The organism is Agrobacterium sp. rho-8.1, from assembly GCF_033957725.1.
Classification (GTDB): domain Bacteria; phylum Pseudomonadota; class Alphaproteobacteria; order Rhizobiales; family Rhizobiaceae; genus Agrobacterium.
Genome location: NZ_CP192793.1, coordinates 72,370 through 95,464, shown reverse-complemented (window position 1 = coordinate 95,464; position 23,095 = coordinate 72,370). Strand labels below are relative to the sequence as shown.

The 23,095-nt window shown below is 53.6% G+C and carries 19 protein-coding genes; 11 read left to right on the top strand and 8 right to left on the bottom strand.

Annotation, left to right across the window (positions count from 1 at the left end; all coding sequences use genetic code 11):
- Nucleotides 1-322 precede the first annotated feature (322 nt).
- Nucleotides 323-541 carry a hypothetical protein gene (locus RMR21_RS25820; RefSeq protein ID WP_498672760.1) on the top strand — a complete coding sequence of 73 codons (219 nt, stop codon included), beginning with the start codon at nucleotides 323-325 and terminating at the stop codon, nucleotides 539-541.
- A gap of 92 nt (nucleotides 542-633) precedes the next feature.
- Here RMR21_RS25820 and RMR21_RS25815 read toward each other — a convergent pair whose 3' ends face one another.
- The 3 genes from RMR21_RS25815 to RMR21_RS25805 all read right to left on the bottom strand — a co-directional run bounded on the left by RMR21_RS25815 (nucleotide 634) and on the right by RMR21_RS25805 (nucleotide 4,666).
- The gene (locus RMR21_RS25815; protein WP_498672757.1) at nucleotides 634-837 is read right to left on the bottom strand and encodes a hypothetical protein; all 204 of its coding nucleotides are present in this window, start codon (nucleotides 835-837) and stop codon (nucleotides 634-636) included.
- Nucleotides 838-1,295: 458 nt separating this feature from the next.
- The gene (locus tag RMR21_RS25810; RefSeq protein WP_498672754.1) at nucleotides 1,296-1,832 is read right to left on the bottom strand and encodes a hypothetical protein; all 537 of its coding nucleotides are present in this window, start codon (nucleotides 1,830-1,832) and stop codon (nucleotides 1,296-1,298) included.
- A 167-nt stretch (nucleotides 1,833-1,999) separates the two neighbouring features.
- Nucleotides 2,000-4,666, bottom strand: coding sequence for an ATP-binding domain-containing protein (locus RMR21_RS25805; RefSeq protein WP_498672750.1), 2,667 nt, complete (start codon nucleotides 4,664-4,666; stop codon nucleotides 2,000-2,002).
- Between the two features lie 179 nt (nucleotides 4,667-4,845).
- Between RMR21_RS25805 and RMR21_RS25800 the strand changes: the two genes are divergently transcribed.
- Genes RMR21_RS25800 through RMR21_RS25760 form a run of 9 tightly spaced genes read left to right on the top strand, consistent with a single transcriptional unit; the run spans nucleotide 4,846 to nucleotide 16,746 of the window.
- Nucleotides 4,846-5,862 carry a ParB N-terminal domain-containing protein gene (locus RMR21_RS25800; RefSeq protein WP_498672747.1) on the top strand — a complete coding sequence of 339 codons (1,017 nt, stop codon included), beginning with the start codon at nucleotides 4,846-4,848 and terminating at the stop codon, nucleotides 5,860-5,862.
- Nucleotides 5,863-5,866: 4 nt separating this feature from the next.
- Nucleotides 5,867-6,286: a hypothetical protein gene (locus RMR21_RS25795; RefSeq protein WP_498672745.1), complete on the top strand. Its 420-nt coding sequence runs from the start codon at nucleotides 5,867-5,869 to the stop codon at nucleotides 6,284-6,286.
- A 7-nt stretch (nucleotides 6,287-6,293) separates the two neighbouring features.
- A complete protein-coding gene (locus RMR21_RS25790; RefSeq protein ID WP_498672743.1) occupies nucleotides 6,294-7,775 on the top strand; it encodes a DEAD/DEAH box helicase in 1,482 nt (493 codons plus the stop codon).
- Nucleotides 7,772-8,785 (top strand): hypothetical protein, encoded by a 1,014-nt coding sequence (locus tag RMR21_RS25785; RefSeq protein ID WP_498672742.1) that lies wholly within the window; start codon nucleotides 7,772-7,774, stop codon nucleotides 8,783-8,785. The genes RMR21_RS25790 and RMR21_RS25785 overlap by 4 nt, the downstream gene beginning before the upstream one ends.
- Before the next feature lie 49 nt (nucleotides 8,786-8,834).
- Entirely contained in the window at nucleotides 8,835-9,908 is a 1,074-nt protein-coding gene (locus RMR21_RS25780; protein WP_498672740.1) for a DGQHR domain-containing protein, read from the top strand.
- Nucleotides 9,901-11,532 carry a radical SAM protein gene (locus RMR21_RS25775; RefSeq protein ID WP_498672738.1) on the top strand — a complete coding sequence of 544 codons (1,632 nt, stop codon included), beginning with the start codon at nucleotides 9,901-9,903 and terminating at the stop codon, nucleotides 11,530-11,532. The genes RMR21_RS25780 and RMR21_RS25775 overlap by 8 nt, the downstream gene beginning before the upstream one ends.
- Nucleotides 11,529-13,091: an ATP-binding protein gene (locus RMR21_RS25770; protein ID WP_498672737.1), complete on the top strand. Its 1,563-nt coding sequence runs from the start codon at nucleotides 11,529-11,531 to the stop codon at nucleotides 13,089-13,091. Before RMR21_RS25775 ends, RMR21_RS25770 begins: the two co-directional genes overlap by 4 nt.
- 17 nt (nucleotides 13,092-13,108) lie before the next feature.
- The gene (locus RMR21_RS25765) at nucleotides 13,109-15,088 is read left to right on the top strand and encodes a PIN-like domain-containing protein (RefSeq protein ID WP_498672735.1); all 1,980 of its coding nucleotides are present in this window, start codon (nucleotides 13,109-13,111) and stop codon (nucleotides 15,086-15,088) included.
- Nucleotides 15,088-16,746, top strand: a complete 1,659-nt coding sequence (locus RMR21_RS25760) for an ATP-binding protein (RefSeq protein WP_498672733.1) — start codon at nucleotides 15,088-15,090, stop codon at nucleotides 16,744-16,746. The genes RMR21_RS25765 and RMR21_RS25760 overlap by 1 nt, the downstream gene beginning before the upstream one ends.
- 181 nt (nucleotides 16,747-16,927) lie before the next feature.
- Here RMR21_RS25760 and tnpC read toward each other — a convergent pair whose 3' ends face one another.
- Genes tnpC through tnpA form a run of 3 tightly spaced genes read right to left on the bottom strand, consistent with a single transcriptional unit; the run spans nucleotide 16,928 to nucleotide 19,383 of the window.
- Nucleotides 16,928-18,583: an IS66 family transposase gene (gene tnpC / locus RMR21_RS25755; RefSeq protein WP_498667440.1), complete on the bottom strand. Its 1,656-nt coding sequence runs from the start codon at nucleotides 18,581-18,583 to the stop codon at nucleotides 16,928-16,930.
- A 45-nt stretch (nucleotides 18,584-18,628) separates the two neighbouring features.
- Nucleotides 18,629-18,976: an IS66 family insertion sequence element accessory protein TnpB gene (gene tnpB / locus RMR21_RS25750; RefSeq protein WP_498667441.1), complete on the bottom strand. Its 348-nt coding sequence runs from the start codon at nucleotides 18,974-18,976 to the stop codon at nucleotides 18,629-18,631.
- The gene (gene tnpA, locus RMR21_RS25745) at nucleotides 18,973-19,383 is read right to left on the bottom strand and encodes an IS66-like element accessory protein TnpA (RefSeq protein WP_498667442.1); all 411 of its coding nucleotides are present in this window, start codon (nucleotides 19,381-19,383) and stop codon (nucleotides 18,973-18,975) included. Before tnpA ends, tnpB begins: the two co-directional genes overlap by 4 nt.
- 354 nt (nucleotides 19,384-19,737) lie before the next feature.
- On the opposite strand from tnpA, the gene RMR21_RS25740 reads away from it, so the two are divergent.
- The gene (locus RMR21_RS25740) at nucleotides 19,738-20,367 is read left to right on the top strand and encodes a 4'-phosphopantetheinyl transferase family protein (protein ID WP_498672731.1); all 630 of its coding nucleotides are present in this window, start codon (nucleotides 19,738-19,740) and stop codon (nucleotides 20,365-20,367) included.
- A 58-nt stretch (nucleotides 20,368-20,425) separates the two neighbouring features.
- Here RMR21_RS25740 and cuyB read toward each other — a convergent pair whose 3' ends face one another.
- Nucleotides 20,426-21,178 carry a cysteate racemase gene (gene cuyB / locus RMR21_RS25735; protein ID WP_498672729.1) on the bottom strand — a complete coding sequence of 251 codons (753 nt, stop codon included), beginning with the start codon at nucleotides 21,176-21,178 and terminating at the stop codon, nucleotides 20,426-20,428.
- Nucleotides 21,179-21,220: 42 nt separating this feature from the next.
- Entirely contained in the window at nucleotides 21,221-23,083 is a 1,863-nt protein-coding gene (locus RMR21_RS25730) for an ABC transporter ATP-binding protein (RefSeq protein ID WP_498672727.1), read from the bottom strand.
- Nucleotides 23,084-23,095 lie beyond the last annotated feature (12 nt).

Below are 23,095 nucleotides of genomic sequence, written 5' to 3'. Positions count from 1 at the left end.
TCTGCCAAAAAGACCGGAAAACCATGGCTTTCCGGTCATTCAGGGCGACCGACAATCCTCGATTTGGGCCACGAAATCAACTACCATCGATAAGGGGTACTTATCGATGGTTAAAATGCCTACCTCGTGTCATACAGAGTGTTGCATCTTAAGGCCTAAATAGCTTTCGTTTAAGATAGAATCAGCCGCGATTTCAATGGTTTGTGGCGTGCACAGTTCTGGCACCCGTAATGGTCTGCGATCAAGATCGTGGCACGAAAGGGGAAACGAAGATGCAGATCTGCACATTGCAAGTGGTGTGAATTTTTCGGATCGTGTCGGAATGACAAACGATCAAAAAGCACTCTCCGATATCAAGATGAGGCCGACCACAGTTTTCATGTTAAACCAACATGGTTATGAAACTTTGGCGGACATCGCTCACCTTTCCAGCGCTGAAATTTTGCGTATGCCCTGCATGGGTGGTAGCGATTGGCGAAAACTCTCTGCAGCATTGGGTCGGGAGCCATTCTCTCAACTGTCGCGGCGCAAAAACGCCTAGCTGGCGTTTGCCACGAGGCTTGATCCGCCATCTCCGATATGTGACTGCCCCAAGATATGTACATTCGGATGGGGAAGCTCTCGCCTGTGTGATCAATCTTCTGTGTTGGTCAATTTTCGATTTAGCGTGAGGGCGTGCGGGCTGCGAAGAGCGGGTTCGGCGCCGTTGTCGACAGCAAGCACCATGCGGATGTGCTCTTCTTCCGCCAGCCGTCTGGCTTCGTTGTGGCCGTATTTGCCGATGTTGAATGTTCGGGTGATAGCTTTGCGGCGCCTTTTTGTTGAAGCGTCATTCACATGACCCTCAACCTGCATCTCAATCCGGGCGATCCAGGCAGCTTCTTTGAAATGTTTACCGGGCTGTAAGTAATAGACGCCAGGCAGGCTGCTTCCGTACCGCCATACGTACCATCGTTGAAGGTCATCTGAAACGTCTTGCAACCACGCGAAAAGTTAACGTGCCAGGCATTCTGACCGTGACGATCGGCATCAACACGGTTGATCGCGTACATGTCGCTTTCGTGGAACTGCGACGCTGCTTCAGAGATCTTGCAGAGCTGTAAGACTTTCGTCAAATGGCCGCTACCCATCTTATGGATTGCCTTTCGCTAAGTTCCAGGAAATCTCATCCGCTAAGCCCGATGGGCCAAACATTGCTCACTCTAAGGTGATCCAGGAAACACCTTCGACAAGCTTGCCGCCATGTGCACATGCATCTCCTAACCGGGCAATTTTCTTGCCCTGAATGTTTGCTATCAATCACCCGATCGTAATTTTATCAGATGTCGTCGGCACGCCGGTACACAGCAAGCTGTCTCCCGCGTGTCGTGAAACCGTTTCTCGTCCGGTGGGAAGTTGAAGTCGGTTTCAGATTCGAAAAACCTATTAGCTTCGTCTGGATCGACACATGTGTCTATCGCCGTCTCCAGTAGCCAAAAATTGTAGATCAGAACGATATTTGCGTCATGGTCCCGGTTTAGAGTCATAAGTATTTCGGGCTTCCAGATAAGTGCCATTTCAACAAGCTCATCCACCAGGTGGCCGGCGAACCGGTTACGCAAGTATGAGAAAAATTCGACGGCTTTCTCGATATGTTTATAGCTGGTACTTAGATCGCGATGCTCGCGGTACAGTGAACGTAGGGTCTTCTCAAAATCATTGAGATTGTGGAAGGCAATGAAAGCGGTCTTGAGGTGCGCGATTGCACGAATAAGCCCCTTGTTGCGGACCTCGACTGCTGCTTCGTCAAGATCATTGCGAATAACAAGGCATTTCAGAAGCTGCGTTTCCATATGATACCTTTGAAAATCCGCTCAGGCACGCGTCATGAAGCGACACAACATACCGGTGACCACAGGCGTTACACGTGCAGAGCAAAGGGGAGGCCCCACTCTAACAGGCTTCAGACAGAGCAAGAACGTCAGGCCTGCGAATCCGTCATTCTCAGGCTCGCACCCTCCTACCATTTCTTCTCGAAGAGCGGTTCGAGGTGTTTGACTCGATCCGGCAACAGCCCAGCGCAGGTGAGCCCGAGATAGGACGCCGCCCGCGTTGCTCCGACATATAGGTACTTGTCGAACAGGTCAGGTAGATTAGCTGCCAATGTATCGACGCCCACGAAAAAGACGGCTTCGAACTCAAGCCCTTTGATATGCTCGACATTGAAGACGCGGACAGCGCCCTCTCGACCCCGAACTTGACCGTTGGGGCACGGTATGACGCGAATGTTATTATCAAGGAGAGCCTCACCCAGAGTGTCGGCAACCGGGCGGACATCAGCTTCACTGTTGACCAGAACGGCAATAGACGGGAGTTCGCGGACAGTCTCCTCGATTTCGATGATCCTGTCCGCAAGCCAGCGCGCCGTTTTTGCAGCATCAATCATCCCCGTTCCCAGGACCGGCGATACGCCTTCGTTGTCAGCAAAGTCAGAAAGGACAACTTCCGCGGCGCTGTCCCCACTGAGAGCGACCAGTTGGCGGGCCAAGGCGTGAAGTTTTTTGCTCTGCCGATAAGCGATCGAAATAGAACGATTTTCGATATCCGACAGAACCCATTTCATTTGCTCGAGCGACCGGGTCCCCCATGCAGTTACCCGCTGGTTGAAGTCACCGCAAGCAAAGAATGAACGGCTGACAGGTCGGGCAAGCGTCGACATGCAGGCAAGCTGTATGGGAGAAAAGTCCGTTGCCTCGTCAACGAGAACTTGGGTCCTATAAAGTTCGCTCATGCGCGTCAGAATCCGCTGAGCTGGATTTTCCGGCGTATCAAGCCGTCGGGCGCGGCGCACGAGTTCGTCCGAACTGCGCATCATGACGAGCAGTATGATATCCGCTTCCAGGGGGTGAAGATCCGTCACTGCATGCCCGTCCGGGGCAAACCATAATCCCTCTGCCTGCCGGATGCGGCGGAAGCGGCGATAGCGTTGCGGGACCCCATCGACATAGCGGCGCACCGGATTGACGAACCATCGGAGTGCGGATTGCACCACAAGGCTTTCCCCGATGCGCTGCATATCCGTATCAGCCGGCATTCGGCCCGTAAGCCAATCGATGATGCGGCCGGAACGGCTGGCTTTCGGAACATTTCTCCGACGCGCGCGTGCTCGCGCTTGTGTACGCAGGACACGGAGATAGTGGTTCATCGCAGCCGCTCTGCCGACCCGTGGCTGGTTTGCCTCCTCGTCGTCTTCGTCCTGTTCATCCGCGTCGTCAGTCACATCGGACAAGCCTTCGATGAAGACTGCAAAGCTGTCGAGAAAGCCCCTGTCCCGGTTGACCTGCAGGTTCAGAGACTTTTTCAACTCGGAATCTGTGGCGGCCTTGCGCGCCTCCACCATTGCCCTGATGTCTTCGGCAATAGAAAGGAAACTGACAAATACCTGAGTGCTTTCGCTCCCTTGTGGACCCATGGCTGCAGAAAGTCGCGCCCCGACCCGGGCGACATCAGACGCTGTTTGTTCGCTCAAAGCTGTCGCAGAACTACGCATCTCCTCCCAGAACGCTGCCTTTTGCCACTGGTCAAAATCCTCAAACCAGGCAATCGCGTCATCCTGAGATGTCGGCCTCAATGTCAGCGCGTTGTCCTTAAGAACATAGCTGCTTGAATTAGACGTGGAGCGGAGGATGGGGAAAGTGTTGCGTGCAAGTTCCTCGCGATAGTCTGACCAGGTGCTGATGCGGTCGTCGGGCGCCGGGATTTCTTCGCGATTGAATGCCTCCTTAACGTAGAGTTTCAGGAGTTCGGTTGGGGTGAACATGATCCAGTCACGAGCGTAATTACTTTCACGGCTCAGCGATGTCGCTCCAATGGCGCGGCGTTCGTCCTCTTCGAGGAATGCGATATCAAGCTTTTGGCCGAGCCTTTTGATCAGGGTCGTCGTTTTGCCGGTTCCTGGGGCGCCCAGCAGCAACAGTCTGCTGTTTAGCGGAAGGCGGAAAATCTCGTCCTGATACTGGTCGAGCAACGGCTGGTCGCGCAGATCCATTCTGGTAATAACGCTTCGATGCAAGCCCGCCCGAATAATGGCGGCTGCATTTTCTTCTTCCAGCAAGGCGTCGAGCACACTCGCATCGACATCGGGCAGAATCCGCTCCAGCCATCGGCGAAACGATTCGATGCTCAGTGGGCCGTACTGGCCGCCGGCGACTACGGCGTTATGTGCATCCCATTGGCCAACGACTACCCTTGGCTGGAAGCGTGCAAATTCCACGACTTCGACCGTAACGGGGCGGCCGTTTTGAAAAAGGGTGTGATCTGAACCCACAGGAAGTGAGGCGAGCCTACCCACCGGCGAGCGATAACTTGCGAGCTTTACACCCTTGTTTGTAAGTGGGACAGGGCTTGTGCGGCAGATGTAATAGTCGGTGGTCTCACCGTCCTCATCGGCGACACTTACCCGTGCAATTGCGGGTTCTTCGATTAGCAAACGATGAGTTTGGGCAGTCTCCTCGTCGATGCGGCGGCGGTTTTGGTCAGCATTCGGATTTGTCCAGCTGTTGTCTGCAATCTGGATGGATGGAGCACGTGTAGCGTGCAAATGGTCGCGAGCCGCACCGGATATCGTCGCAAAGCATTCGAGGCTTTCTTGAGCCACTACTTCTATCTGTGCTTCGTGCTCGTTCAAGTTTATCCTCCAAAAATCAGACAGACCAGAAAGCTTCATTAAACTGTCGATAGTCTTTACAGGGGAGCTATGCAGCAATATTGATTCTGTCCACTAAAAGTTGCGGCCAATTTAATCTTGCTGCTTGGAATTCCCTGCGAATCAACACTAATGTCTAGCAACAGAGGGGGAGAATCAAATTGGTCAATGCGGGAACACACCAAAATATTGCGGTAGACACGATTGAACTCGATCGGTCGAACCCCCGGATCCGCAAGTTCCTCGAAATGTACGGAGACAATCCCTCACCGGAGGCGATCTACCTCGCGCTCGGAGCCGGCAACGAGGAAGAGCCCGGCAGTTCAAGCAGCACAACTTTCGAGAAGCTGAAGCAATCGATTCTCACAAACGGCGGCATTATTCAGCCTGTGATCCTCAACCGCCGAGCCGATGGCACTCTTGTCTGCGTCGAAGGTAATACCAGGGTTGCGCTCTATAAAAGCTTCCTCGACGAGGGAGTCAAAGGCAACTGGACTCATATTCCGTCGCTTGTTCATGAAGAAATTGACGAGGCCTCCGTTCATGCGATCAGGCTTCAGATACACCTGGTGGGAACGCGACCGTGGGATCCTTACTCGAAGGCGAAATATCTTTATGAGCTCAGAACACAGGAACACCTGCCGTTTGCCACCATCGTTGATTATTGTGGCGGACGCCAGTCTGAGGTGCTTGAGAGCATCAACGCTTATGCCGATATCGAAAAGTATTATCGCCCCGTGGTAGGGGAAGATGGGGAGTTCGACACCACACGCTTCAGCGGCTTTGTGGAGTTACAGAAAGCGGGGATAAAGCAGGCAATAAATCACGCCGGTTTCGACTGTTTCGATTTTGCGCGATGGATTCACAGCGGTAAATTGCATCCTTTGCAAAAGGTGCGCGTCTTGCCTCGTGTTCTACGAAACGAGAAGGCTCGAGAGATATTCCTTAAGGACGGAATCAAGAAAGCGGAAGCAGTTCTTGAAAAACCGGATCTGACGAAAACGCTGCAGGAGGCTCAACTCGGCCAGCTCGCTCGGGCACTCGTGACCCAGATTGCGGCTCTTCGGTACGATGAGCATCAGCGTATTGAAGCCGACCCCGGCGGTGACACCGCTCAGGCGCTGATCGATTCTCAGGCGGAACTGAGCAAATTGCTATCCAGCCTCAAACTGAGCTGATTTTATGGGTGAGACAGCCATCCATGCTAGATTGGTCGATGCATTGCTTGTCTATGCCGAAATCGAACTCGGCCAACAAACCAACCTTTGCCTACGCAATGATGCTGTCCGACCGGTCAGAGGCGAACGACCGCCAAGGATCAACGGGTACGTTCCTGATTTATATGCCACGGATGTTCCCACTACGGCAACGCTGATCGGCGAAGCGAAGACGAAGACCGATCTTGAGACCGACCACACACGCGTCCAAATCCACGCATTTCTCGACTATCTGTCGCAAACGCCAAATGGTATTTTTGTGTTGAGCGTACCACTGAGTGCGGCGGCGACGGCTCGCCGGCTATTATTGCAGCTTAAGGTGCCGTTCATCGACGCGCAGACCAGGACCATTGTTATTGACCGTATGAGGGCTGTAGTTTGCTGAGGTCGCCATGCTGAGAACACAGAAAGCCGCGAGCCTTGCCTCCAAACGCTCAGCCTTCCCGCATCAAATGGAGGCTTTTGCTGCCGTAAAAGACCTCCCCTATGCAGCCGTTTTTCACGAACAGGGCCTGGGCAAGACAAAGATTGGTCTTGATCTCGCATTGTTTTGGCTTGCCAACGACGTCGCAGACTCGGTGCTGATCGTCACCAAAAAGAGCCTCATTGAGAACTGGCGCAACGAAATTGCCGATCATAGCCATCTTCGCCCACGAATATTGGGCCAAGACCGTAACGCAAATTTCTATGCGTTTAACAGTCCGGCCCGCCTCTATCTCATGCATTATGAAGCCATCGTATCGGAAAAAAAGCGGCTGGAGCTGTTTTTAAAAACGCGCAAGGTCGCCGCAATACTCGACGAGGCTCACAAAATAAAGAACCCGGAGGCGGAGATCAGCCAGGCGGCGCACATGCTCGCTCCTGGATTTGTCCGCCGGGTTATCATGACGGGAACGCCTGTCGCAAACCGGCCATACGACCTATGGTCCCAGATCAAGTTTCTTGATCTGGGAAACAGCCTTGGCGATGAATTTGCCGCCTTCAAGCGCGATCTGGACCTAAGCAATGAACTCCGCGGTGACGATAGGCGAGCCCAAGCCTTTGCAGATGAACTCGAGGCGGTCTTCGAGAAGGTTCGGCCGTTTTCGGTCAGAGAGACAAAAAAGACCGCAGGGCTAAAGCTGCCGGACAAAACGATACGCAATCTGGAATGCGAACTCGAACCGCGGCAGGCGGAAATATACGGTCAGTACCGCGATGAGCTAGCGGCAATCGTCGTGCGGCAGGGGCGCCCGGTTCTTGATGACGCCGAGGACATCCTCAAGCGTTTGCTGCGACTGGTCCAAGTCGCGTCCAATCCGGCGATGGTCGACCAGGCGTACAGATCCGTGCCAGGCAAGATGCGTGCTCTCGATGAGCTAGTGACAAACGCCATCGATGCTGCGGAAAAGATCGTGGTTTGGACCAATTTTACTATGAATGCCGAGGCGCTGTGCCGCCACCTTGGAGAATTCGGAGCAGTATTGGTTCATGGCGGAATCGAGCTTGCCAAGCGCGAGGAAGCCTTGAGTGCCTTCAAGACGGATCCCCAAACCAGAGTGTTGATCGCAACGCCTGGTGCGGCGAAGGAGGGGCTGACACTCACCGTCGCCAATCATGCTGTCTTTTACGACCGCAGCTTCAGCCTCGATGATTATCTGCAGGCACAGGACCGAATTCATCGGATTTCGCAGACTAAGCCATGCTTCGTTACCAATTTGATCGCCTCGAATACGGTTGATGCCTGGGTCGATGCGCTTTTGTCCGCCAAACATCTCGCCGCCCAATTGGGGCAGGGCGACATCGACCGCAAGGAATATGATAGACGCGCAGACTACGCCTTCGCCGACATGATCCGCGAGGTGTTGGGGCTCAACACGCAGGAGGAAGAATGAACGCGATGGATAAACATCCGCTAACGGCTGGCGAACCGATCCTAATTCGCGGGGTCGAGGTGCCTGTCGAAACCGGATCTTTGCCGCAAAAGCATCTGCAATTTTTCGTGGAAAACCCGCGTGTCTATTCAATTTTGCGGTCAGGAGGCGAAGAACCCAGCCAGGTAGACATCGAGCGCAAACTCCTTGATATGGATCATGTGAAGAAGTTGGTCCAAGATATCAAGCGCGACGGAGGGTTGACAGATCCGGTTGTGGTGCGGTCCGGCACCCTGGAAGTATTGGAAGGCAATAGCCGCCTTGCCGCTTATCGAGCACTCGCTAAAAGCGATCCTGTCAAATGGGGATACATGAAGGTGCGGCTTTTGCCGCAGGACATTGATGAAGCTCTGATCTTCGCCCTTCTGGGCCAATACCATATCAAGGGCAAAAAGGATTGGGCCCCCTTCGAACAAGCTGGCTTTCTTTACCGTCGCCATAAAACCCATGACGTCGATACCGGCAAGTTGGCAATAGAAATTGGTCTCTCAAAGCGCAAGGTCGAGCATCTAATTGCCGTTTATCAATTCATGCTCGACCATGATGAAGCCGATACGGCGAAGTGGAGCTATTACGACGAATATTTGAAGTCGTCGAAGATCAGAAAGGCTCGCCTTGCCAATATCGCTTTTGACAGCCTTGTTGTTGAAAAAATAAAGAGTGACGAAATTGCTAAAGCGGTCGATATCCGAGACCGCTTGCCAATTATCTGTTCGGCGCCGAAGGCGCTGCAAAAGTTTGTCAATGGGACCGAAGGGTTCGAGGATGCCTTCGAACATGCCGTAGAAGCCGGCGCTGATAACACGCCCCTTAAGAAGATCACTAAGTTTCGCAATTGGCTTGCACTGCCAGGGACAGAAGCCGCGCTCAACCACGCCCAGGATGAAACCCGCAAAAAAATCCTGTTCGAACTTGGCAAGCTTTCGGGGCGGATTGACACATTAGTACAAAAACTGAACCCAAAGAAATAGCTGCACGATAAGCTGCGCTGGTCGTTTCCCCTTGACTTGCTCGCTGTAAATGCAGAAACTGCAGCGAACGAATGCAGATTTTGCATTAGGGGGTGCGATGGCAAAGTCGATTTGGCTCACTTGCTCGACTGGCGTGTCAGTCGACAGGCCGGTACTTTTGGGGTTTGCGCCAGCAAAACTTCTGCATCGATATAGCTTCGCGGACGTGTTGAACGAAGACACCGGCCTTGGCTATCAACGACGCTTCAACTCGCAACACAGCCAGGACTTCCGTCGCTATATCCGACAGTCCGGCGCCTCGACTATCCCGCTCACTTTGAATCTCCGCCCTAACGAAAAGGGTTGGAACGTCAAGAATGTTGGGCCTGGGCAGGCTCGATTAGAGGTAGAGCCGGAGGCTGGCAAGATCATGGCACAAGTCGATTGCCAACATAGGCTTGGCTGCCTTGAGGATCTCGATATCCAGCTACCGTTCATGTGCTATGTGGGGCTCAGTCTTAAAGAAGAGATGGAAGTTTTCAGTACTATCAACAGCAAGGCCAAAGGCCTAAGCAACAGTCTCCTCGATTTTCATGATGCACATCTGGCTGGAGATCTGGCAAAGGATCGCCCGGAAATTTTTATCGCTCTTCATCTGAACAATGACCCAGATTCGCCTTGGTGCCGACAGCTTGACCTTGGCGGAGAGAGCACTTCCGGGATGACCCGGCGTGCATCGCTTCGGACGATGCAGAAGGCCATAAAGCGATTTCTCAACTCGACCCGGTCGTTGAAGACACGGTCGCCGGAAACCCTCACACAGATCGTCATGTCCTTCTGGCGTGCAGTTGCCGAGGTGCTTCCTGCTCAGTGGAGCACGCCGCGTAAGCACATCCTGACCAAGGGTGTTGGCGTATACGCTTTAATGGACATCGCCGCCGATCTTTACAACGAGGCGGAGGATGGGGCCAAGCTCGACCGTGGCTACTTCGTCAATCGTCTCGCTGACTTTGCCTATGATATCGATTGGTCAACGACCGGCCGCCTAAAAGGACTTGGTGGCGAGGGTGGGGTTAACGAGGCGGTCGAATACATCCGCGAAACCCGCAATCGCTCTCATTTGAAAGTTGTCAGCAATGGCTAATAAGAAAATCCTGCTTATAGAGCCGAGCTACAAGAACAAATACCCGCCGCTTGGACTGATGAAGATAGCTCAATATCACGGCCCCCGGGGAAAGCGCGACAACGTGCGTTTCATCAAGGGTGAGGATCGTTCGGTCATGAACGAGGCTTGGGACCGCATCTATGTTACCACCCTTTTTTCTTTCGAATACCCCAAGATCTCTCAATCGATCGACTTTGCGCTGGAAGTGGCAAACGGCCAGGCCGATAAAGTCTTTGTGGGCGGAATTGCTGCATCTCTTATGCACGAGAGATTCCTGAATGAGCGTCGTTGGCATGGCATCAGGTTTATTAAGGGATTGCTGTCGGACGCGCCAGCCATTTCCCTGCAGCTCGACGAATTTGCAGAAGAACTCTATTCCACTGACACAAACGGTCGACCGATTGAGGATCTTGTTCCGGATTATGATATTCTCTCTCAGATCGATTACCGTTATCCGGTAAGGGACGCATATTTTGCCTATACGTCGCGTGGCTGCATTCGTAAGTGCCATTTCTGCGGCGTACCGAAGCTTGAAGGCATGCAGCGTGATACCGAGTCGCTGACGGATTTGGTGCGCGCCATTGACGAGCATTACGGTCCGAAGAAAGACCTTATTCTTATGGACAACAATGTTGTCGCATCGGCACGGTTCAAGGAAATCATTGCGGAAATCCGTGACCTCGGCTTCGTGCCGGGAGCAAAGCTTATGAGACCGGGCGCCAAGGTCGCCGTACAGCGTAGGGTCGACTTCAATCAGGGCGTTGATGCTCGGATCCTGTGCAAAGATCCGATGTATTTGCGTGAACTGTCGACCATTTGCCTCAAGCCGCTTCGCATCGCTTTCGATCATCTGGGCGTGAAAAAGCCTTACGAGCAGGCGGTGCGCTATGCCGCCGAATATGGACTGACAGAGTTGTCGAACTACATGCTTTATAATTTCCATGACGGGCCGGAGGATCTGTTCGAGCGCATGCGTCTGAACGTGACCCTTAACGAAGAGCTTGGCATTCGTATTTGGTCGTTCCCGATGCGCTATCAACCGACAAATCGTCCCAATCGCGGGCATATCGGTGAGAAGTGGTCCCGCTACCAGCTGCGTTCGATGCAGATTGTACTGCAAGCAACCCATGGTATCGTCAGCGGAGCGCCGGACTTTTTCAAACACGCTTTCGGCGACACGTTCGAGGACTATGCGCGCATTCTGATGATGCCGCACGACTTCATCTTTAATCGCACGTGGTACGAGCGATACGACCAGAATCACAAGCTCTATGAATTCAGGGCAGAATTTGCTGAGCTTGACAGCTACGAGAGGGCCGAGCTTATGGAGTTGCTTTCATCCCGCGACCCGCGCGAATTCGTGATGTTGAGCGACTTCGCTGCCAACGACAAGGTTCGACGTATTTTGCGGTTCTACATTCCGGTATCCAAGGAGGAACTGACGACAATCTGGGCCACTCAAAAAGAACTGGTCCGCCTGGAATCGATGTCCGACCTTGGGCTCGCGGAAGACGAGCGAGTTGAAGACGCCGGATTGGACTATGAGGAAGAGAGCATCGCGATCACTGCAGAGCTCGCACCAAAACAAAGGGCTATTGCATGACCGAAGCACGGATCAGCCGAGCGGCCCTTGCCGCTGCAAAAAATGTTGGCGAGAGTGAATACCTCAACGACATCGTCATCGGCCGCGATGTTCTGGAACTCGTTTCGAGCGCAATGTACGTCGACCCGATGACGGTGTACCGTGAGTATATTCAAAACTGCGCCGACGCGATCGACGAAGCTCGGGTCGCAGGCATCATAGGCGAGGGGGAACACGGACAAGTTTCGATAAAGATCGACGCAGCCTCTCGGTCAATCCTTATCCGGGACAATGGTATTGGTGTTGCGAACAAAGAGTTCGCCCGCAAGATGGTCGCGCTTGGAGCCAGCCGGAAGCGCGGCACGACGGCGAGAGGATTTCGCGGCGTGGGACGTTTGGCGGGCCTTGGCTACGCACAAGAGCTGATATTCCGTTCAAAAACCGCCTCCGACACGTCGGTTGCAGAACTGGTTTGGGATTGCCGCAAGCTAAAAGCCGCCCTGCGTCAATCCGAAGGGACTATCGAAGAACTCATTCGCTCAGTCGCAACATTGAGGAAGAAAGCCGTCGCCGATTATCCTGAACGCTTCTTTGAAGTTGAGCTCCGAAATGTGGTTAGACTTCGCAGCGACCGCTTAATGAGCCCAGCTGCCGTGGACGAATATCTTGGTCAGGTCGCTCCGGTTCCATTTTCTCCCGAGTTTCGCTTCGGCCCTGACATCCGGGCAGCTCTCGTGGAGCATGTCGGTTTGGGAGAACTCGACGTCCGCATCGATGGTCAGGACCAACCAGTCTATAGACCGCATCGCAACGTAATGATTAATGAGAGCGGGAAATCAATTGAATTTGAAAGTCTGTCCCTCACCGAAATACCTGGCGTCGATGGTGATACGGCTGCCGTTGCGTGGATCTTGCACCACAATTATGAGGGTGCCCTTCCGAATGAAGCGGGGGTTAAGGGATTGAGACTGCGATCTGGCAACATCCAGATTGGTGAACACGCATTGTTGGAAGATTTATTTCCAGAGACCCGATTCAACGCCTGGGCGGTTGGAGAGGTCCATGTTGTCGACAAGAAGATTGTCCCGAATGGACGACGTGACCATTTCGATCAGAACACTCACTATCATAACCTTACCAACCAGCTATCTCCCTTGGCCCGGGAGATTGCTCGCCGTTGCCGCACCAGCTCTGTCCGCCGCAAATGGCAACGCGAGTTTGAACTTGCCCAAACCTCTGTGCGCGAGGTCGTGGGCGTCATTGCGCAGGGAAGTCTGGGGTCGAAGGGTAGAGCAGAAATTGCCAGGGCTGCGGGCCAGACGTTGGACAAGATGACGAAGATTGCCGAGATGGATATCTTGGCAGACATGGCACCTAAATACCGTGATGCCGTATCCACGCTGCGCGAGAACCTGACCGCTGGTGACAGCGAAGTAGGCTCTGTCGCTGCGCCCCTCGCTCGATTACCAGAAGTCGAAAGGCAAAGGTTTGAAAACTTTTTCGAGCTAGTCTACGAGTGCTCTACCAACCGGGTCGCGGCGAAAGCTTTGATTGATCGCATCTTGCTCCGGCTGGAATAGCAATAAGCATTTTTGGCATGCAGGGGGCAGGCTTAGTGGAGGTAAACAAACTCAAATCGGTCCGCCTTCAGAAGAAAGCGGCTTCCACGACACGCCAATGGTCCGGACCGCTTATCGGCGCAGAGCCCGAAACTGCCGACGATTACCTCAAGCGCGTGAAAGATAGCTTGAGTGAGGGCGACACACACGCCTATTTCGATACGTCATTTCTGATGTGGCTTGCAAAGGCGGGCAAACCGTCGAGATCAGTTTTTTTCGATTGGCTGCGGGCGCAAAGAGAAGAGCGGTTTCATGTTCCGCTATGGTCGGCACATGAGTTCTTCAAGCACAGACTAAAAAAGACTGTTACCAAAGAGGTCTCAGCCGATATCAAGGCTTTCGATGATGCCGCAGTCAAACTCTATGAGAAAATGCGCCTCTACTGTTCTGACGACCTATTCGGCTTCGCCAACAGTGGGGCGCTCTTTCTGGATGAATACACCCGAACCGTTCAGCCGTTGCGCAGCATGCTGCAGCTAGCACAGAAGTCAGAACAGTTCGAGCACGGGATCCAGGCTGTATCAGCCTTTATCGACAGTCGGCTATTATCAGGCCCCCTTGATGAGGTCATCGCCGATGTCGACTTCGATGAGCGCGTACGCAATAGAGGCGTGATCCCGCCGAGCTTCAAGGATGCCCATAAGCGCGGAAGCCGAAAAAGCGAACAAGAGGGTGACGAAGAGAATGCTGCCGGCGACAATAGCTTCGGAGATTTGATTTTCTGGCGAGAAACCCTCCGGCATGCTACGAGCGTGAAAGCGGGGGGCGTCATCATCTTGACCGCGGACCGGAAAAACGACTGGTTTCTCAACCATCATGGGGAACAAGGCGTCACGAAAACCGTCCATCGCCTTGTGCAGAAGCCACGGCCTGTTCCCGCGCCTCATCCGCTCCTACGTCGTGAAGCCTTTGATAAAGGAATTGAGGAGCTTATCTTGCTGGACCCGATGTACTGCGGCGTCCTCCTCGAAGGCGCTGGGGTGGCTTATAAAAGCTTCGCGCAGGCAGCTCTAGATACCCAATTGCCAAAGCTTTCCGGCAAACCGGCGGCCGCGCGAAGCTGGGCAACCAGATTTGGCGCCTTGAGTAGCCTTATCGGAAAAGGAGGCGGTGGTTCAGAGGATCAACAAGACCAAGAGGCCGACGACAGCGAGGACGACGGAGACAAGCCAGTTGAGCTCGGAGCCCTTCATATAGACAATTTGAGCCCTGCCGCTGGTAAGCTCTCAAAAGCCGCTTCAACCTACTTGGGCGCGATTAATAAGGCCAACAGTGTAAAAAAAGCTGAGCTTTTCGCCGAAACTACTTGGGCATCGCTGGAAACATGGAGCGCCTTGGATCTCATCACCTTTGGGCGAAGAACGGAGCGACTGGCAGAGGCGGGCGACCTCCAAGCTCTTTATTTTCTGACACGACTACGTGACGAAGCAATCGAAATGTCCGAATTCGTGCGCGAAAGCCTGTATTTTGGCTCGCTGGGTGCTCTTTATTACGATGACAATCTGGCGCCGAAGACAGCCGCCCCGTTTTCTGTGTCGCCGGTTTTGCTGGATTTGGTGACAATGCCAGAAGTTGCAAATGCGGTCAGCGCACTGGGAGAAGCACTAGCCGGATCCGGCCTGTTTTTCACACCCGGCAGCAGCCAACAACCTCTGGTTCTAGAGGTGGTCGTACAGCCTGCCGCTGACAACAAATCGAACTCGGACCTTCAAGCGATCAAGCTCGGTGGCGTGGATCTAATGACAACCTTACAGGACGAGGAGGCTCACAGGTTCTCAAAGGTCCTTCAACAGCCGGGCGGCGCTTTCGACACCACCATTGGCTCTCTTATTGATATCCTCGCCCGCTATCACCGCCTGCCGCGGCAACTGATCACGGCGAACATGGACACAGATCAACAGGTGCGAGTCTCTGAATACTCTGGAGTCGAGCTCGAAGCTATGAGTGGAGAAGAGTGATGGCCCTGACAACGCGCAATCGTGGACGAGCCAAGCCTGTGCCGGCGCCGCTGATTGGTTCCTTTCTTCTGGAATCGATCACGACTGGCATGTATGGCGAGCGTAAAAATGCAATCCGCGAATATGTCCAGAACAGTTACGACGGCATTCAGACGGCCATCGAGGAAAAGGTGCTCAGAAGCGGAGCGGGCAAAGTCACGCTGACTATCGCGCCAGATAAAAAAATACTCACCATTCTAGATAATGGTGTCGGCCTTTCCCACCGCGTGGCCGTGAAGACTCTGACGGCAGTGGGAGCATCGCGCAAGGAACGAGGTCGTCAAGCCGGTTTTAGAGGTATCGGACGACTAGCCGGGATAGCGTTTTGTGAGACCCTCCGTTTCCGGACCAAGGCAGCAGGCGAAGACCTGGAGACAATCGTCGAGTTCGATTGCAATGAGCTGCGCAGCGGAATGTTGAGGTCAGGTCGTAAACCTGCGGCCGAATTGATCACCGCATGTGCGACTTACGACCAAATCAAGGTCGCCGACCCCCGGGCACACTATTTCGAGGTGTCGCTGGTTGGATTGAAAAACGCCCCCGTCGAGGCAATAGATCCCCTCCAACTGCGGCTATTCCTCTCCCAGGTCGCGCCGGTAGATTTCCATCCGGATTTCAAGGCATTTCGCGATCGGATCATGGATGAGGTCGACGCGCTCGAAATGCCTGAGCTAGTCGACCCTGTGACCGACGATGATGAAGACGAGGACGGAGAAGACCTGCCCGATTGGTCGGCGCTCGAAGACGACGCTGAAACCTTGCTCGAACGCATTCCCTTTACCTTCATCTCGGTGATCATCCGCCACAGCTCGCCCATCAAAGAGGAGCAGGTTTTCAAGCCGTATCGGCCGAAGCTCGGGGTCGATGATAGCGACAATATACCTTTGCAAGGGATCACCATCCATTCAGGCGCGTCTGGTGCGTGGTGGGGATGGGTCGGCCACAAGGCCAAGCCTGGTGGCTATCAGGATGAATCTGTCAGCGGTCTGCGTTTTCGGGTAAAAAACATTCAGATCGATGGAAACGATCTCATCACTCTTGTTCCGACCACCAACGAGATCCGCTCGTCGTTTCGCTGGTCTAACTGGTTCATCGGTGAGATCTATATTGATCCTCGGGCCGTTGTGCCGAACGCTCGCCGCGACAACTTCGAGGAAGAACCCCGCTGGTTGGCAATTCGTAAAGAGCTTAATCCTCTTTGCCAGTCTCTCACGAGCGAGGCCCGACGCGTATCGAGAGATCATCAAGCGTCAGTTGAAGTCCTTGAAGGGAAAGCTGAGAAACTGCGCACCGCCTATCTCGTAACATCAAACGCCAAGACGTTTGACGTGAAGAAGGCGGAAAAAATACTGCGCGACAGCGACAGCCTGCAAAAGGACATTGAAAAAGCTTCGAAGGGTGCGCCAGCCGTCGAGCAAATCCGCCTCAAGGCAATGACCAAAGAGGTAACGCAAATCCGAGTTGGACTTTTGGAACAGCCGAAGACCCCGGAATACGAACGGTTTCGAGGAGCGATCAAGGCGGAATTCCTCAAAATAACGCTATCGGTCCTGAACAATCATCTCGACATGGATCAATTCGAGGAAGTAAAGGAAGAACTTGAGCGAAAAATACGTTGAACTTCTCCCTTGGCTGCTCGGCTAAAACGTGTTCTGCGCCCGCTTCGCGACGCGATTGTCTTCTATGTCGTAGCGATCCGTTTACCGAAGACTATTCAAGATGCCTACGCGGACCTTGTTCGCTAAGCGATAGACACAGTCTTGGCGCGATAGGTCGTAAGCATCCGGCGAAGGCCGCAGGTCAGGCCGCCTGAGCACTCAGCGTCTTGGGTGTCCAGTTCCACGGCAGGAGTTGCTCAAGCCTTCTGATCGGCGTGTCCGCAATGTTGGCGAGGACGTCTGCAAGCCAGGCCTGCGGGTCGATGTCATTGAGCTTGGCGCTCATGATCAGTGTCGCCATGAACGCCGCACGTTCAGCACCACGATCCGATCCGGCAAACAGCCATGACTTCCTGCCGAGTGCAAAGCCTCTGAGCGCTCGTTCGGCAGCATTGTTCGCCAGGCAAATCCGACCGTCATCGAGGAATGACGTAAAGCCATCCCATCGCTTGAGCATGTAATCTATCGCCTCGGCGACGGGAGAACTGCGCGACAATTTTGCCCGCTCGGTTTGGAGCCAGTCATGCAGCTCTTCTACGAGTGGCTGGCTGTCTTTGCGGCGGCGCTCCAGACGCTGCTCGGCGGCAAGACCGTTGATCTCCCGTTCGATATCGAACAGGGCATCGATCTGTTTGACGGCCTCTAATGCCATTGGCGAGATCGGCGCAGCTTTGCTGCCACGTTTGGCGTTCGCGGCGATGTCGGCCAGCACGAAGAACTTTCGGCGTGAATGTGCCCAGCAGAGTGCTTGGCGCAGAGGCGCGGGATCGCGATCTACCTTGAACAGCGGATTGTAGCCGCCATAAGCATCCGCCTGCAGAATGCCATAGAAGGCCTTCAGGTGGCGTACGGGATGCTCTTGTCGCCGGTCTCGCGACGCGTAGAACAGAGCTGCTGGCGGTGACAGCCCGCCAAACGGCCGGTCATCCCGGACATAGGTCCAGATGCGGCCCGTATCGGTCTTTCCCTTCGCCAGGATCGGTACGGTCGTGTCGTCGCCATGCAGTCGCTCGGCGGCCAGGACATGGGCCTCGATCAACGAATGGATTGGCTTCAGGGCCGCGGCGCACGCGCCGACCTGATCGGCAAGCGTCGACAGGCTGAGGTCGATCCCCTCTCGGGCATAGCGCTCGCTTTGGCGATTGAGCGGCTGATGCTGGGCGAACTTCTCGAACAGGATCATCGCCAGAAGGTTCGGGCCGGCAAAGCCGCGCGGCGTCACGTGGAAGGGTGCTGGCGGCTGCGTGATCTTCTCGCATTCGCGGCAGGAGAACTTCTCCCGCACGGTCTGAATGACTTTCCACTGACGCGGGATGACCTCCAGCGTCTCTGTGATATCCTCACCGAGCTTCGAAAGCTTGGCCGAGCCGCAGCAGGAACAGTTTGTTGGGGCAGCAATGACGACACGTTCGCGTGGCAGATGCTCGGGAAACGGCTTGCGTGACGGACGCTTGCGCTCGAAGACCCTAACGGTCGAGCCCTTGGCAACCATCTCCGCCGCGAGCTCGTCTTCGCCAGCATCAGCCTCCAGTTCCTCGAGCTGCAGTTCCATCTGTTCGAGAAGCCGCGCTTTGCGCTCGGAGCGACTGCCATAAAGCTCCCGGCGGACTTTCTCGATCTCCAGCTTCAACCGCGCGATCAGCGCCTCGGAGTGCGACACGAGCGCCTTTGCACTGGCGGCTTCTGCCTTGGCAGTCGCTGCTTCTACCTCGGCAGCAACACGCCGGGCACGCTCCGCCGCCAGGGCCGCAAGTGCGCTGGCAAGATCGTCGGGAAGCTGTTCGGCCGTATCGTTCATGGACTGATGGAATCATATTCTATCCAGCGATTCCAGCGTTTTTGCTCATCCGGCTGAGGTCGGTCTCCACGTTTTTTTTGGCATCCGCCAGTCGATACCTTCCAGCAAATAACTGAGCTGCGCCGGCGTAATCACGACCGTCCCATCGGCCGCCGACGGCCATATGAAGCGTCCCCGTTCCAGCTTCTTCGTGAACAGGCATGCTCCCTGGCCATCATGCCAGATGACCTTGATCAGGCCGCCGCCACGACCCCGGAAGACGAACAGATGCCCGCACATCGGATCGCGCTTCAGCGTCTCTTGCACCATCAGCGACAAACCGGGAAAGCCTTTGCGCATGTCCGTATGGCCGGTTGCCAACCAGACCTTCACACTAGCAGGAACAGGGATCATCGTCGCCCCAGCACACAATCGAGAATGCGGCCAAGCGCCTCCGCGTCTATGTCGCTGTCCACGCGGACACGGCGATCGCGGCCCAGCTCAATCGTCACATCGCTACGCTTCCGACGGGGTTGCGATGGGGCTGGCGCTTCTAAGGCGGCGGGCTGGGCTGCCGGCGCGGCCTCCGAAACGATCACGGGCACCAAGGTGCTCGATACCTGCTTCGACGGCTCCTCGATCCGGCAGAGTTCCTTGCGCCACCGAAAGAGCTGGCTAACGTGGATGCCGGCCGCACGGGCAATCTCGGAAAGAACCGCACCAGGCTCAAGGCAGGCTGCAACCAGCCGCTCTTTGTCCTCGCGAGACCAGCGCCGACGGCGCTCGACAGACGTGATCACTTCAATCGGATGCTTGGTCATAGGACTACTCCTAGTGTTTGCACTAGGACTTCCGATGTTCGCATCAACCTCGCAAGACGGCCCTCACCGTGGGCTTACGATAGGTCTCGCCAAAAACGCTGAAGTCCTTCTCCATACACAGGCGTGGTCTATATCCAAGATAACAATATTGTCGCGGATAATCAGAATTATAGCTTCTCAAAATTTTAGGGTTGTACGTTCGATTCCGTTCAAGGCGCTCTCGTCCAAAAGCGCTACCTCGATGACGGCGATTCGGCCCAGACGCGTTTTGAATGGTCAAAAATGATAGTTGGAAATTCTTAGCTATCAATTTCTATTCTGAAGCGGGCAACGCATGGGCTAAAAGGAGTGAGAATGTTAGGATATGGTGACGGGGCATTACTCGCATCCTTTTCATCCAGAATACAAACCTATGGTGTCAACGCTGCGTGGAAAGCGATTGTTGCTGAAGACAGATTCTGGCTCGCTCCTGACGAACTGGCTATGTTTCAAGATGCTAATAATAAAGTAAAAGCGGCAAGTGGAGCCGCTCGACATCTCATTCGGAAGATATTGCGGGAGCGGGGTGAACCGGAAGTATCGGTCATAAAAACAACCCTCGGAAATCCCATTTGGCCTGATAATTTGGTAGGATCGATCTCTCATTCAGATGAGGTTGCTTTTGCTGTCATTGCCAACCGGGACAAATTTATCGGGATCGGCGTCGATGTCGAAAAGACAAGCGGCATCACGTCTGATCTCGCCTCGCTCATATTAACACCGAGCGAGCAAAGCAGTTACGGCGATGAGGCAATCGCCTCAATATTCAGTATCAAGGAAGCATGCTACAAGGCCTGCTATCATGCGGATTCGGTGTTCTTCTCCTTTTTAGACATCGAAATAAACTTGGAATCTTCCAGCGCTAGAACAAAGTATGGCCGCCAAATCGATTTCATTTGGTCGAAAGGCGAACAATCAGCAGCTTTCGCTTTCATAGCGGAATAGATTCGCCGGAATGGATTGCTTAGAGCTGCTACTTCTAGTCGAGTCCATCATATCGGCCTTAGTCTGATTTGGAAGTACGTTTCATACGTTGTTCGTAACCAAGTGCCTTAAGAGTGCTGCGTGCTAAGCAAACAGTTGGATTGACCTCTGGAACGGTTAAGCACCCTGCTTCTACGCGGGACCGCCAGACGATTGGAAGCTCGGTGCACGCGAGTATAACAGCATCGGCTTTTAATTCTCCCAGATGGGCGTGAATATTCGTAGCAGCTGTATTAGCCTCGATGAGGTGCCCACTTTTCACATAATTTATGATGGATTTTACTTCGAGCTGGAGGCGGTCGGACGGGACAATCGGCTCATAGCCAGCGGCGGCGAGCTTCCGTTGATAAAAACCAGATCTGACCGTGCCCTCCGTTCCGAGGACCGCAATACGTCGGCCTAGCGATCTCTGCATGATGTCGGTTATTGTACAATCAGCAATGTGAAGCATTCGGGCTCGACTCTGGGAGGATAATTCGTCGAACCAATGGTGTGCTGTATTGCACGTCATGACCACGAGCTCGACACCTAATTGGTTTAGTGTCTTTATCGCTGAGCTAAGAGATGGTAGCGGGGATGGGCCTGATTCAACAATCGCAACGGTTCGGTCCGGCGTATGAGTGACGTTCAACATCACCAGGGGAATATGGTCCTGATCCCCTGCTACTGGTGTCAACTTTGTTAAAACTTCACAGAAATTTGCGGATGCTAGCGGGCCAAGTCCTCCAATAATTCCAAGCCGATAATTTTGACCAGCTACTGTTCCGTTCATCGATCTTTTTCCCTTCGAGGCCAAGCGAAAATAGCCTCCGACTCAAAGTCCGCTACCCGGGTTATAGCCAGCAAGATAGCCACCTGTTTGTCGCTTCCACAAACGGGCATAGAGACCGTCAAGTTCGACAAGGTCGTTTGGTGCGCCCTCTTCGATAATGCGCCCCTCATCAAGGACAATGATTCGATCCATTTGGGCAATCGTGGAAAGTCGGTGGGCAATCGCAATAACGGTCTTTCCTTCCATCAAATGCACCAGATTTTCTTGTATAGCGGCTTCGACATCACTATCCAAAGCCGATGTTGCCTCGTCCAAGATGAGAAGTGGAGCATTTTTTAGCAAGACACGTGCGATGGCGATTCGTTGTCTCTGACCTCCCGACAGCTTTATTCCACGATCGCCTACGAACGCTTCGTACCCCTTTCGACCTGCGCTGTCCCTCAAATCCTCGATAAACTGATCAGCGTGCGCCAAAGCAGTTGCATGCATCACCTCATCTAGTGTCGCATTCGGCCGCCCGTACCGGATATTGTCCAACACTGACCGATTCAAAAGCGAAATATCTTGCGATATAACGCCTATACTATCACGAAGCGAAGCTTGCGTGACCCGACTAATATCGTGCCCGTCGATACGGATCGAGCCGCTTTTGAGTTCAAAGAAGCGAAGAAGCAAATGGATTAAAGTGCTTTTGCCTGCGCCTGATACGCCGACTAACCCAACTTTCTCAGCCGGCCTTACGCGAAGATTGAGGTCGCTAATTATAGGCTTGCCGGGACGATACTCAAAATGCACAGCATTGAATGTGACGCTACCCTGCTTCACGACCAAGGCCTTGGCTTCTGGTAAGTCCGTAATAGTAGGGGGAGTAGTGATAACAGGCATAGCGTCTTTTATTGTTCCCATCGCTTGAAAAATCTGCTGTCCAATTTGGAGAAAGACTCTCGCGTTTGAGGCAAGGCGCTGCACTATATATATGGCCGCAACAAATTCTCCAGTCGATACGAATGATTTGAGAAGACCAAAGATACCCGTGATAAAGACGCTGAACCAGAGTAAAACGTTCAATATAATTACAGCAATGTCTGTACTTAGGAATACCCGTCTTTCCCTCTGCTGTGTTTCGACAGCCGTAACCACAAGAGTACGCATTGTGCCTGCTTCGCTATCTTCGGATGCGAACAGCTTAACAAGCTGGATGTTACTGTATAAGTCGGTCATAGCACCTATAACCAGACTGCGAGCTCTCGCAGATTTGCTGGATTTAGCTGCTAGTTGGGGGACAACGAGCGCGACAAAAGTCACACTCATTATAAACCATATGACAACTGGCACGGCTAACTGCCATGACAATGCACCAAGAAGCCCGACAGAGCCGATCAGTTGGACGACGAGTTGAGGAAGACTTTGGACCGCTACAATAAGCTGTTGTTGAACTGCCGATGCAACCTGTGAAATTCTGCTCGCTACTTGACCGGCGAAGATATCATGAAAAAAGGCAAGGTCTTGTTTCTCCACGGCTTTATAGCCATGCCACTGAATCGTCGCAGGCATACAAACTGAAACTACCTGCGAGGATAGGGTATTTGAAAGAAAAATGAGGACTGGAAGAACCGGAAAGATTAATAGAGCTAGTGTCGCGAGTAGTCCAACACCCTCTCTCAGAAAGGTTGCGGGCCCCTTCGCACTCACACCATCGACAATGACAGAAATCCCCCAGATGACGGTCAAATTTATTGCCTCAGCTGCCATGCTAGTCAAAATTATTATTACTAGAACCCCTTTGAACATTTTTGCGAAATGCAGAAGGAGGAATATGGGGCCTTTCGAGGGAATTGGGCCGTAGGGCAGATCTAGAGGACGGATTAAAGTTTCGAATCGGCGATATATAAATTCCATGTTCATTGAATCTACCTA